Origin of the sequence: Micromonospora zamorensis (assembly GCF_900090275.1) — a bacterium.
Taxonomy (GTDB): domain Bacteria; phylum Actinomycetota; class Actinomycetes; order Mycobacteriales; family Micromonosporaceae; genus Micromonospora; species Micromonospora zamorensis.
On sequence record NZ_LT607755.1, the window covers coordinates 6,534,971 to 6,547,026 of the forward strand.

Consider the following 12,056-nt stretch of genomic DNA (forward strand, 5'->3'; position numbering starts at 1 on the left):
GTCACCTTGTGCGCTGCGGAGGCGCCTCCACCATCGGCCTGCGGCACCGTCTCTGGCCTACCCTTCGTTCTGCGCCTGCTGTTGCCTGCTCAGCTCGCTGAGTAACTCTGCCGCCACCTGCGCCGGCTCGGCCAGGCAGCGCCAGGCGGGCACCCGTTGGACAGGCGTGGAACCACCAATGATGTCGAGTTGGGCGAGGACCTTACGCAGCTCCCGGCCGGCGGGATCACCCGCTGGATCGTCGACGGCGACAGCCAACTCGACATCGTCGCGTCGCACCACCAGATCGACAGCGCGTCCGGCCACGGCGACGTCGCGCCGCACGGCCAGGCCAGCGCCGCGAAGGGCACGGTGCAATTGGTCCGCTGCCCCAGTCGCGGAGTCCAGCGGAGCGTCGGCGACCTTACGGATCGAAGCTAGGGCGGTCAGCAGTCCGCGTTGGCCCGACCACCATGACCGGTCGCCGATCACGACGAGCTGAGACCGCGCCCTGGTGATGGCGACGTTCCACAGGTTGGTCTGGTGCACCAGCCAACCTCGGGTACGGTCCGGAATGCCGTGCGCCCCCACCGGTGAGACGACCATGATGTCCCGCTCGCTGCCCTGGAACTTGTGGATCGTCGCGCAGAGCAGGTTGTCGATGAGGCCGGCACTTCGGAGGGCTGACGCCAGCCGACGTTGATGCACGGCCAGCGGCGTGACTACTCCGATCGAAGCCTCGGGGTACGCCCTCCGCAAGTCCGCCACCTGGGTGACGACCGCATCGATCTCGACCTGATTGAGCCCGGACCCGGTCACCCCTGACCTGAAGACTCCGGGCACGTCGCACCAGCGCACCGCAGGATCGGCTGGGGCGGTCAGTCTGTCCGGATTGGTCAGCACGGTGAGCCGGCCCTGGTAGACCTCCCGGTTCGGCACTTCGACGATGTCCGGATGGCATCGGTAGTGCTCGTCGAGGAGAAGTGCCGAACCCGCCGCGGCGGCAAACGCGTCGTACGCGGAATGGGCGGTATAGGTCAGTCGACGGTTGGTCAGCCATCCGCTGCTCAGGCCGGCTCGGGCCCGCTCGGTGACGTCGTCGGCCTCGGACAGGTCCACGACGGGCGCGAGCTGACGTGGATCGCCGATGAGTAGGGCACGCTTCGCTCGATAGAGCATGGGCAGGATAGCGGGGATGGTGCATTGCGCCGCCTCGTCGATCACGACGAGGTCGTACATCGCAGGGCTTCGCTTCAACCGCCGGGCAGAAAGTGCGGTCACCGCCCAGCCTGGCAGCACCCGCAGTAGTTCTGGAAAGTAGGCCCAGCTGTCCGACTGCGGCCTGGACATCTCATCGGCTCGATCTTGGAGCAGCCGTGATCCCGCAGCTACCCGTCGAGCGATCTGCGCTCCCAGCAGGTCGATGCTGAGCGCCGGCCGTTCGGTGCTGATCAGGTCGACCAGTCGCCGCCAGGAGGCGTCGGCGTCGGGTAGCTCAGCGAGGAGCCGCTGGCGCTCTCGCCAGCGCAGCTCGATCACCGCCCGCTCGGCAAGCGCCTCGACGGCGTTCCGGCCGGCGAGCTGGTACGACCGCAGCCGCCACCGATACCACCAGCCGAACCACCTGCTGGCGAGCGCTCCATCGGTGAGCTGGACAAGATGCTCCAGCGCGGTGTTGTCGGTCGGCAGCGCCGCCCCACCGACGTCTGAATCACCGTGGCGCTCGACGGCGAGGTCCGCGAGGTCGCGTTCGAGTAGCCGCCGCTCGTCCAACTCGGCACGGAGGCCGGCGATCTCGTCAGCGAGGAGTCGCAACTCGTGCAGTGGGGTGCGGTCGTCCGGTGTGGCGGGCCGGTCCGTCGGTGGATACGCGGCCAGGATGTCGGCGACGTGCGTAGGCTCCTGCGAACGGTGTTCCTTGTTGCCGGTACGTAGCAGCAGGCCCGGGCCGATCAGGTCAGTCACCTTCTCAAGCACGGAGTCGACGGCCTGGTTGCTCGTGGAGCCGATCAGTACGCTCTGGCCGGCCGCGGTGGCGGTGGCGAGCAGGGCGGTGACGAGCTGACTCTTGCCGGTACCCGGCGGCCCTTGGGCGACCGTCAAGGGCTGGGACATCGCCGCCTGGATGATCTCTTCCTGGGCCTCGTTCGTCGCGCTCATCGTCACCGTCGCGACCGGCGTCGCGGTCGCCTCGTCCGGTCGGCGCGCCAGAGCGCTCAGTGCCGTCTGGTCGATGAGCCGAGGGTTCTTGATCATGCCGCGTAGGTCGTCGACAAGCTGCCGCTGCGGCGACTCGGCTGCGTCGACCGTGTAGATGATCGCTGCGTTCTGCACCCCGTTCACCGGTCCCGGCCGGATGGTGCCTGCCAGCGACTTCGGGTCCAGCTCCGTCACCGGGTTCAGCCCGAACGTCTTCACCAGCACCTCTACCGTGGCGGTGAGAGAGGTGGGGTCACCCGGCGCGAATGCCTGTTCGACCCGTTGCAGCAGTTCGTCGCTCTCCACCTCGGAGAGCTGGAACAGGTCGACGAGCGCGGCGCTTGGGCGGGGTGGGAAGGAGGCGTGCAGAACGTCATCCACGCCGACGGTGACGTCACAGACCAGCAGTGGGGCGAGCCGCACTGGCTTCTGCCGGGCCGGTCGAACGGCGACGACGGGATACCCGTATTGCAGCTCTCTGCCGCCATCACGGGCCCTGGCGGCGAGCTCGGCTGCCGAACCACTCAGCTTGACGGGCGTCTCCGAGGTGAAGACCGCCTCAGACCCCGGTGGCGCGGCGACAAACGACCGAGTCTCACGAGGATCGATGAGCGACTGCAGAACGGTCGATCGCTGCATACAGTTGATGTAGTAGGTCACGAGGCGGCGCCACTGGTCCGCGTCGAACGGCGCCTCGTCCGCTGGGCTCGACGTGACGGTCGTGACCTGTCTCGCCGCAGCGGCGGATCCCGGCGTCGTTGCCAGTTTGATCGGCTCGGTGACGCCCTCACTCGACTCGACCGGTGTGTGCTGGCGGCGCCGCGCCATCTCGGTCAAGGTGTATCGGGAGAGGTCGTTGCTGGTGATCCAACCGTCATCGGACGGCCCTTCGGCCGCGCCGCGCAGACCCTCGAGAAGCACCTCTGTGAAGACCGACGGGCGATCCGGTCCCTGCGCCTTCGACGCCTTCATATGGGTGCTGGACGTCAGGATGAAGGTGCCGCGTTGACGCTTGAGGCGCCGCGGCTCTTCACGCACCCCACCTCGAAATCGGTTCCGCGCCGTGAACGCCCCGGAGAAGCAGCAGTCGAGGACGACCACCTTCTGGCGGGCCTTGGTGTCGTTGAGCAGATGACGCAGGGTGCCGTCAGTGTCCAGCGCGGATGCGTGCAAACTTCCACTGACCGTGTCCGTCGCGGCGAGGAACAGCGACTGCCCGTCGCCGTGCAGCACTCCGTGGCCGGAATAGTAGAGCAGGGCCAGGTCGTCCCCGCGGCGCGCGCCGTAGAACTCCTCGACCACCTGGCGCAGGTGTTCCGCCGGAAGGTCCAGTTCGGAGCGTACGGTGTCGAACTCGCCGACACCGTCGAGCAGTGTTTTGAGCTGCGCCACGTCGTGATGTACCGACGGAAGGGGCGCGAGCTCACGGTCGACGTGGTACGTGGCCGTGCCAAGCAGCAGGGCATGCCGTCCCATCAGAGGCGGGCCCGCTCGATCGCGGCCCGTACCGTGGTGATCAGTTCATCGGTCTGGCCGTGAGTGGGCCGGTCGATCGTCAGCTCGATGTCACCGACCCGCAGGTGCACCCGGCGCCCGTCGTGGCGTCGGAGGAAGGCCAGAACCACCTCGACCAACGCCTGCACGTAGCCGGGGTCCGTGCCCACCAGCACGGTCACCACACCGATCGCCAACTCCGCGACGCCTTTGGCATGTGGGTCGACAACCGGGCGTTCGACGCGCTCCACCTCGCCGATCTCGCGGAGATCGTCCGCCAGATCGTCGGTCAGTTCACCGAGAACGAACTCGTCGTCGTCAGCAAGCGGTGTGAAATCGATCCGAACGCGGACGTGGGACATTCAACCTCCTGCATCAGCGGTGCTGTCCAACCTACGAAACAACTTCGCCATCGGGCCGCGTCTGTCGGCATGCCGATCGAACGCCCCGTTGTCCGGTCCCTGGGCCGAACACCGCCGCCAGGTCGAGCAGGCCCGAAGAAGGCGATCATCAGCACCCACGTCGCCGAGATCCAGATTGACCAGATCACGCTGCATTCGCTCGGCAATCTTGGTGTGGCGGGCCGCGGCTACACTGACGCCTCTAAATTCCCCTGCTGGGCAACGGAAACGGAGGCGCGATGGCTAATCCGCTGTTGGACGCCGAGGATGCGCGGGAACGCCTGGAGGCATGGCAGGCCAATGCCGTGCGTCGGGCCGCCGACACGCAGGCCGCCGCTGCCGGCTTGCGCGCGCTGCGGGTCGCGGCCACCGACGCCCACGGGATCGTCGAGGTCACCGTCGACTCCACGGGGGCGATGGCCGACGTCCGGCTCTCCGCGCGCGTGCAGCGCGTGAGCCTGGAGCAGACGCAGCAGGCGATCATGGGCGCCTATCGCAACGCGCGGGTCAAGCTCGCCGAGGCCGCCGCCGAGGTCGTGCGGGAGACGGTCGGCGCCGACTCGGCGACCGGCCGGGCCCTGCTGGCCGGATTCCGGACCGCCGACACCGAGGACGAAGAGGGGCGATACTGATGAACGGTGGGTTCGAGGTCGACGTCGAGGCGCTGCGCGCGCACGCCACGGCCATGTTGGCCATTCACGACCGCTTCGCCGCCGTCAAGGCCGCGAGCGGCACCATCTTCCAGGCCGACGATGCCTACGGGCAGCTCTGCCAGTTCTTACCGCCCATCCTGGAGGGACGCCACCGGGACCAGGACAAGGGCGTGGACATGCTCGCCGAGAACATCGCGCTGCTCGCCGCGGGAATCAAGAAAAACGCCGACGCCTACCAGCGGGCCGAGGAGTCGACCACCGACGGCTTCAACTCCTTCCACTCCGCGACCTGAGCCGCCCCGGCGTCCTCTCATGAGCAACCCACTGGTCGCCACGACCTCCGACATCCCTTCGACCAGCGCCGCGCACCGCGACGGCTGGACCGGCCTGCCGCTCGCCGACGACTACATGGGCATCAAGGACGCCATCGACTCCGGCAGCTGGATCGACGGCTCAATCGCGGGCTTGGGCGCCGCTCTCGACGGGGCGGCCATCGCCATCGACCCGTTCAGCACGCTCCTGTCGATGGGCATCGAGTGGGCCATCGAGCAGGTCGAGCCACTGAAGCAGGCACTCGACTGGCTCGCCGGTGATCCCGAGACCATCGAGACGCACGCCATGACCTGGGACAACATGGCCAATGAGCTGTTCTCCATCGCCGAGGACCTCAAGGCGCGGCTGGTCGGCGACCTCGACGGATGGCAGGGCGTCGCCGCCGATGCCTACCGCGACATCCTCGCCATCAACATCGACGTCGCCGGGATCTTCGCGGGCACGGCCGCCGGCATGGGTGCCGCGACCCGTGGCGCGGGAACCGTGGTGCAGATTGTGCGGGAGGTCGTACGCGCCTTCATCGCCGACTGCATCGCCAAGGTCGTGGTGTGGCTGGCCGAGGTGGTCTTCTCCCTCGGCATCGCCACACCGCTGGTCGCCTCCCAGCTCGCAATCGCCGTCGTCCGCTGGACCGGCCGCATCTTCGGCTGGCTGATGGGCCTGATCGCCAGCCTCTCCGCCCTCCGCGCACTCCTCGACGTCTAGGCGGCCCTCGATGCGACAACTCATGGCGGCTCTGCGGACCACCGCCGTCCTGGTGGTCCTGTTCGCTGTGGCGGGCCTCCACAACAAGCACCCCTCAGGCCCCACCCCACCGCACGGCGGTGACGGCGATGGCACCAAGCGTCCCAAGTTCAGCCCCGGCATGATGCCCAAGCGCGTGGGACCAGCCCAGCAGCACGGCATCAAGCGCGCCGAGGAGGGCCGCCCGAAGGGCGCCGACACATCCGAGCCCGAGGCGCCCAAGAAGACCAACCCCTGGGACGACCCCGACTTCACCGACGCCAAGTACGACATGCACCGCTTCGGTCAGATGGGCGACGGGGCGATGGACAAGATCTGGGACGGCGACGGCATGGGCAGTGGCAACCACAAGCCCTCGTCCACCGAGCCCGGCAAGACGGTCTTCCCGCCCGGCACCACCAAGGCGCAGGTCGAGGGCTGGTTCAAGAGCATCGCCGCCAACCCCGACAGCCGCCCTCAGGCACGTCCCGGCGGCGACGGCTGGGTCGTCACCGGCACCCGCGACGGCATCACCTGCGTCGTTACCCTGGACAAGGACGGCAGCATCTCCGGCGGCTTCCCCGTCAGCGGCGAGGGCGTCACCACCAACCCGCTGGCCTAGCCACCGAACCCACGGGAGACACATGGAAGTCATCGATTTCTACCGGCGCAGCCGCCGGATCACCGACCAGCTCGCACCCAGGATCAGCCCGAAGTACCGGCCGATCGTCCTGACCGCCGGAGGCGCCGGGGCCTGGGACCTGGCAATCCCGACGCTCGTCGGCGCCCTGTCGGAGGAGGACGTCGTGATCACCACGGCGGAGAAGGACGCGCTGCGGGAGCTCATGGAGTTCCGCCGGGAGCCTCTGACCTACCTGGAGCAGATCCGGACCTCGGACTGACGGCCGAAGCGTAGCTCGGGCCCCTGGCGGACCTGGACGTCCACCTCGGGGGGCGATGCAGATCCTCCGGCACGCGCAGTTCGCCATCACGATGGAGATCTACACGGTGGTCTCCTCGGCGGCCACCCGCGACGCCCTCAAGCGGCTCGGCAGCACGCTGGACCGGTGAGCCGTGATTCGTTCACGTCATCAAGTCCTGTAGGCGGCTACTGCTGCACTTCGCTGCTGTACGAGCCGCGCTGACAAAGACAGCGGCCCTAGAAAGGGCCGCTGAGCTGCAACAGAGTGGGCCGCCAGGGACTCGAACCCTGAACCCCTCCGCCCTGCTTCTGATCAACCCGAATCGGGCGGATCGGCTGCCTGGCCTGGGCCGGCTCTGCTGTTGCCTTACAGCGGTTGACAGCCCTTGCCGGTGTCAGTTGTGCCGGATCTGTGCCCGTGGATCATGGGCACAGCCTGGCGCTGCATTCGTTTGCCCGATCGGCCCGACCTGCTCGGCGTCGTCGTACTCCTGTGCACGCAACGTCGGCCAGTAGGTGATCTGCGGCCTCGTACGGTCGAGCATCCTGGTCAGGACGTCACCGTGGATGATCCGTACGCGCATCAATCCCTCGCCAGCTCGCGCGACGTTGTCCACGACGTAGAGGTAGAAGTTCTCGGGCTCTTGACGGGCCGCCTGAACCTGTCGGTCCTCCAGGGGAACTGAGGCGCTTCGAGCCGACGCGCCGAAGGCCTTCACTTCAATCTGCCGCGGTGGGCTGCTGACGTCGTACGGAGCGCTCGTGAGATGTACGTCTTCCGGTACCCGGCCGTTGCGGCGTTCGAGCTCCATCACGTACTCGATGGCAATGCGCTCGATCTCACTGTTGCCCATCGCCTAGCCCTCTACGCAATCCAGCATCGAGACCGAACACCGCCCCAACTCGAACCGGTCGCCAGGCCGCCGACTGAAGGCTGAGTGGCTGAGCATGCCGCGTCTGAGTTCAGCACCAGAGGCTGTGAAGCCTGACATTGACAGCTCGTCGCGCAGCTCGCGAGGGGTCAGCGCGGCACGTCGGCGGGCGAGATGCCGAGCGGCGGCCTGTTCGACCGTTGGCCGTCCTGCGGGTTCAATGACGCGAAGCGCCCCGCGAGCTGCTTGGTGTTCCTCAAGGGCAACCGTCAGCCCATCCCGCAAGGGCTCCATCGCCTCGCGGAAACGATGCCAGCCCTCACGCCATCGAGCTGGATCGAGATAGCCGAAGCGACCGGCCAGTACTACAGCACCCGCAAGCAGTCCGATGGCAGGCACTGGGTAGCTACCAATGGCGCGGACGGCGGCTCCGCCGGCTGCGGCGACCGTACGAGCAGTCAGCTCCGCGAGCAAGGCAGCGTCACCCAACCGTGCTTCGAACCCGGCCGCCCGTAACAGGCCGTAGGCCAACCCGACCCAGGTCGCGGCGTCAGTGTTGGCGAACCCAAGTCGCGTGAAGACACTGTCGCTGCTGAGGATCACCGCCGGAGCAAGCAACTCGGCGAGGGCAGTAGTCCCGATGTCATCCGGGTCCCCCCGTAGCCGACGCGGCAACTCGCGGTCGATACAGAGCATCGTGCGCACGCGTGGGCTGAGGTAGTCGCGAATCGCCAGGTCGACGACAGGGACCCCCGGCATGATTTCGTTCCACAAGACCCCTGATGCCTCCGACACCGGGACGTCATTTGACGCGGCGATTGCCGGCAGGTGCTCGACAAGTTCCTCAGGCACGTGCGCAGAGACATAGATGTTTGACCGGCCGTTTCCCGCCAGCCCGCTGAAGAGCTCCTCGTTGCGGCCTCTGCGGACCGCATTGCAGGCACGCGACGCCAGGACGTTAGTGTCGGCAACCACAACCAATGCCGGCCATGGCGCTGCAAGAGGGCGCAGTGTAGGGCCGACGCGAGGAAGCGCCGATGCCCGGAGTGCCTGACTGTGCATCCGTCTAGTTTGCGCGCCGGCTCGGTGGGATTACCAGCATGTATCCGGCGGCTGACGCGCCTCCATTGCCCAGAGCGGCCGTCGCCCTCGCAGCCGGGCATGACCCCCGTCGAGGGGATGCGGACTCGTCTTGTCGTGGGCTGCCATCTGGCGGCGGCACGCACCGTTGAGCACGTGGTGGACCTGGTTGGTTGATGCCCAAGGCCAATCGCCATCGACGACCGCGCGGCCTTCTTGCTGCCTCACGCTGGTGCCTCGGTTGGTTGACTTGGGAGCGCAGCAACAGGCGTCCACATCCATGGCCTTGGCCACCTGAAGCACCCGCCCGTTGAGGCTGGCCTGCGCGCCGCACCTTCGGCCCAATGGCGCTACGGCTGTCGCCGCTTCTATGGCAGCAGCGCGTCGGCATCGTATGCCGAAGCAAGTGAGAGCTTTTCACCCAACTCTCGCCGCAGTTGGTTCACGAGCCCTCGTTCGAGTTCCCAAAAGGTCAGCAGCTTCTCGTCTAGGTGGGGGTCGCGCTCGGCGGCGGCTACCGCGATCCTGCGGGCGGCTCGCGAAACCAGGTGGGCCTGATTGACGGTTTTTTGCTCCCCCGCGACCAACTGCAGTCCTGTGTAGGTTGTCTCGACGGCCTCTCGAACTTCGTGGCCTCTACCGCTGAACGACGGCCTCGCGCGGGTGCCGTCCTGGTCGCGGATGATCGAAATTTCTCCAGTATGGGAAGTGACGTACACCATGTAGGCGCGAAGGGCGGTCAGGTGACTCACGTAGGCCGCCCGCTTGACCTCTGCAGCCTGCCGTTCCTGCTCCTGTCGCAGCGCATGGCCCTGTGCTCGGGTACTCATCATCGTTCCTAGCCATACACCCAGCAGAGCACTGATCGGACCAGCTAAGGCAAGCGCGAGGTTCATACAGTCAGCCTGCTAGTTCGACGCAAGGTCAGTGGGTGCGGTTGACTGCTCCGTTGGTTGCTCGCCTGCGGCACACGGTTTAGGAATTCTCGGCGCGGTGCGCCGAGCAGCCTCGCTGCCTGCCAACATCGCTGGCCAGGCTCGCCACCTGTCGTCAGGCCTTGACCGTGGTTGCCCGTCAGCGCCCGCGAGATCGGGCACGTAACGGGCACGGCCGCAGCTCGTCCGTCCTGCCAGGCTCTGTAGTGGTTGACCCGGCCAATCTGCGTCGCCGGCGTGACTGCCGGCACGGTCTCAAGTTGTCGGCTGCTGCCAACTGTGGCGGCAAGCCCCGGCAGCAGCTCCGCTCCATCGTCGCTTGACGTTCGGAGCCAGACCGGACCTGCGCCTGTGATGCCTTCTCGCTGCCTCTGGGGGCGCTTGACTAGGGACAGCCTGGATCGGCGGGTGGTTGCTATCGTCGCTGCATGGTTGCGGGGAGTAAGAGGGGCCGGCGCAAGTCACGCAAGCCGATGTCTGCGGAGGAGCGGGTGCAGGCCGAGCGGGACGTCCGAGGTGCGGTCTCCGACTTCCAAGACACGGCATACGGCAACCTCCGTGCCGCCATCGCCAACGTTGCGATCTTCTTCGGCTTTGTGGGCGTGTTCGGGATCGTCGTCGGGGCGGCAGACGGGCTACGCCTGATTCCGATGGCTGTCCTTGTTCTTGCTGGACTGGTGGGAGCGGCTTACTACCCCGCCCGGCAGCAGTGGAAGATAGCTGTCCGGCTCCTAGCCGTTTCGAGCGCGCTCGTGGTGATCGGGCTGGTCGGCCTCGTCCTGGTAGCTACGGTCGTGGAGACGTGAGCTTCACCGTTGAGCCGTTTGCGCTGGCCAATTACGCCCGACAACTGGACCGGGCGAGCGGGGACTCCTCCGCGATCGCGGGCTACATCGGCACTTACGCTAAGGACGCCACCGGCGGTGAGTTGATCGCCATTGCCGCCGACGGGCATCGGCACGCTGTCACCGTCATCTCCGACACGATGCGGCGGCTGACCACCCTGCTGGACGCCTCCGGTCCCGAGCTGGTCGCGGCCTCCATGTACTACCGCCTGAATGACCTCGCCACTGCGGCGAACCTTGACCGCATGCTCCCCGGCACCGCCCCATGCCAACCGCCGACGGCGCTGGAACAAGAACTCACGACGCTCGTCTGCCTCCCCCCACCCTTCATTGACATGCGGGACGTCACGGCGAGCCTCATCCCGCCCCCGGAGCCAGACACCCCGCCGAACGCCCTCGGCTGGATGGACAACATCAGTCCTACGTCCTGGGCCATGCAGGGCTTCGACGTCGTCTTCGGCTTCGACCCCATCTCTTGGCTCCAGGAGCGCCTTTTCGGCAACTGGGAAGCGCTCGCCGCCATGCAACCCGTCCTCGCCAACGTCGGCTCCGCGTTGCACGACCTGGCCCTCAACACCCAGACCGGCGCTGCCACACTGCGCCAGGTGTGGCAGGGGCAGGCAGGAGACGCCGCCTACAGCTACTTCACGCAACTCTCCAGTACGACCGCCGCACTGCGGGGACCGCTCAACGACATCGGCAACGAGTACAAGGCTATGGCCGACTCCGTTTGGTCCATCAGCGAAGCGATCGGCGGCATCATCAAAGGGCTCATCGACGCCGCGATCATCGCCGGCATCGCCGCCGCCGCCGGAACAGCCACCTCCGCAACTGGCGTCGGCGCCATCGTCGGCTATGGAGTCGCTGCCGCCGAAGTCGCCTACATGCTCAAGCTGTGGAGCCAGGCCACCCAGCTTTACCAACACGCAAGTGCCGCTGTCCTCGCGTTCCGCTCCGCACTCACACACAGACTCAGCGACCTCGAAAACGTCAAGCTGCCCACGCTGCCCGGCAGCAGCGGATACGACCACCCTCTGGCATCGGCCGGGATCAACCGGTGAGCGACCTCTCCGACATTGCCGACGGCGACCCACGTCGTCTCCGCAGCCTGCGCGACAGCCTCGACCGGCTCGCCAACTCCCCGCAGCCCGAACTCCGCGAGATGGCACGCGCCGTCCTCGACGGAGAGGTCCCGCTACGGATGGCGGCGCTCAGCGGTGCCTACGCTCCCGCCCTCGGCGACGCCTTCGACAGCTTCTGGACGTACTACAGCCAACTCAGCCCAGACGAACGAAGCGAGTTCGAAGCCAGCGCCTACACCTATCTCCCGTCCACCGAGCAGGACCCGGGTACCTAGTGGCCGTGCCGCTCACCGCCAAGCGTTGAAGGTCGGTCCCGCCGCTCAACCATGACAGCGACGATCAAATCTGGTCGCACGGCATCGCCGCCTGAGGAATTCACTCCCCCTGCGCGATGCCGTCCAACTGACCTGCTACCGATGTCGCTGTTGACAGCTGAAGAGACGACGGAAATTTCAACGTTCCGAGGGCAGGGAGTTACCGCGTGCTACCTAGACCGACACCACCGTGACGAACCCAACCTTGACCCGCGTGCCACTCC

At 67.0% G+C, this 12,056-nt stretch carries 13 protein-coding genes and 1 pseudogene; 9 read left to right on the top strand and 5 right to left on the bottom strand.

Features of this window, described 5'->3' with window-relative positions; all coding sequences use genetic code 11:
- Positions 1 to 57: 57 nt before the first annotated feature.
- Positions 58 to 3,654, bottom strand: coding sequence for a caspase, EACC1-associated type (locus GA0070619_RS29335; RefSeq protein ID WP_088951006.1), 3,597 nt, complete (start codon positions 3,652 to 3,654; stop codon positions 58 to 60).
- Entirely contained in the window at positions 3,654 to 4,034 is a 381-nt protein-coding gene (locus GA0070619_RS29340) for a hypothetical protein (RefSeq protein WP_088951007.1), read from the bottom strand. Before GA0070619_RS29340 ends, GA0070619_RS29335 begins: the two co-directional genes overlap by 1 nt.
- A 278-nt stretch (positions 4,035 to 4,312) precedes the next feature.
- Between GA0070619_RS29340 and GA0070619_RS29345 the strand changes: the two genes are divergently transcribed.
- The 6 genes and pseudogenes from GA0070619_RS29345 to GA0070619_RS33880 all read left to right on the top strand — a co-directional run.
- Positions 4,313 to 4,705 carry a YbaB/EbfC family nucleoid-associated protein gene (locus GA0070619_RS29345; protein WP_088951008.1) on the top strand — a complete coding sequence of 131 codons (393 nt, stop codon included), beginning with the start codon at positions 4,313 to 4,315 and terminating at the stop codon, positions 4,703 to 4,705.
- A complete protein-coding gene (locus GA0070619_RS29350) occupies positions 4,705 to 5,019 on the top strand; it encodes a hypothetical protein (protein ID WP_088951009.1) in 315 nt (104 codons plus the stop codon). Before GA0070619_RS29345 ends, GA0070619_RS29350 begins: the two co-directional genes overlap by 1 nt.
- A gap of 19 nt (positions 5,020 to 5,038) precedes the next feature.
- Entirely contained in the window at positions 5,039 to 5,764 is a 726-nt protein-coding gene (locus tag GA0070619_RS29355; protein WP_088951010.1) for a WXG100 family type VII secretion target, read from the top strand.
- Positions 5,765 to 5,774: 10 nt separating this feature from the next.
- On the top strand, positions 5,775 to 6,404 hold the full coding sequence (locus tag GA0070619_RS29360) for an EndoU domain-containing protein (RefSeq protein ID WP_088951011.1): 630 nt from the start codon (positions 5,775 to 5,777) through the stop codon (positions 6,402 to 6,404).
- A gap of 22 nt (positions 6,405 to 6,426) precedes the next feature.
- Positions 6,427 to 6,684 (top strand): hypothetical protein, encoded by a 258-nt coding sequence (locus tag GA0070619_RS29365; protein ID WP_088951012.1) that lies wholly within the window; start codon positions 6,427 to 6,429, stop codon positions 6,682 to 6,684.
- 23 nt (positions 6,685 to 6,707) lie between these two features.
- Positions 6,708 to 6,853 (top strand): annotated as a pseudogene (locus GA0070619_RS33880) (site-specific integrase); the annotation flags it as partial.
- Positions 6,854 to 7,099: 246 nt separating this feature from the next.
- Here GA0070619_RS33880 and GA0070619_RS29370 read toward each other — a convergent pair.
- From GA0070619_RS29370 to GA0070619_RS29380, 3 genes are all read right to left on the bottom strand, one after another.
- Positions 7,100 to 7,558, bottom strand: a complete 459-nt coding sequence (locus GA0070619_RS29370) for a protein NO VEIN domain-containing protein (RefSeq protein ID WP_088951013.1) — start codon at positions 7,556 to 7,558, stop codon at positions 7,100 to 7,102.
- Positions 7,559 to 7,561: 3 nt separating this feature from the next.
- Entirely contained in the window at positions 7,562 to 8,551 is a 990-nt protein-coding gene (locus GA0070619_RS32600; RefSeq protein WP_157744098.1) for a PIN domain-containing protein, read from the bottom strand.
- 473 nt (positions 8,552 to 9,024) lie between these two features.
- Complete coding sequence (locus GA0070619_RS29380) at positions 9,025 to 9,552, bottom strand: hypothetical protein (protein WP_157744099.1); 528 nt, start codon at positions 9,550 to 9,552, stop codon at positions 9,025 to 9,027.
- Positions 9,553 to 10,019: 467 nt separating this feature from the next.
- On the opposite strand from GA0070619_RS29380, the gene GA0070619_RS29385 reads away from it, so the two are divergent.
- The 3 genes from GA0070619_RS29385 to GA0070619_RS29395 are packed head-to-tail and all read left to right on the top strand — an operon-like array spanning position 10,020 to position 11,793.
- A complete protein-coding gene (locus tag GA0070619_RS29385) occupies positions 10,020 to 10,397 on the top strand; it encodes a hypothetical protein (RefSeq protein WP_157744100.1) in 378 nt (125 codons plus the stop codon).
- Complete coding sequence (locus GA0070619_RS29390; protein ID WP_088951017.1) at positions 10,394 to 11,497, top strand: WXG100 family type VII secretion target; 1,104 nt, start codon at positions 10,394 to 10,396, stop codon at positions 11,495 to 11,497. Before GA0070619_RS29385 ends, GA0070619_RS29390 begins: the two co-directional genes overlap by 4 nt.
- Positions 11,494 to 11,793, top strand: coding sequence for a hypothetical protein (locus tag GA0070619_RS29395; RefSeq protein ID WP_088951018.1), 300 nt, complete (start codon positions 11,494 to 11,496; stop codon positions 11,791 to 11,793). Before GA0070619_RS29390 ends, GA0070619_RS29395 begins: the two co-directional genes overlap by 4 nt.
- Positions 11,794 to 12,056 lie beyond the last annotated feature (263 nt).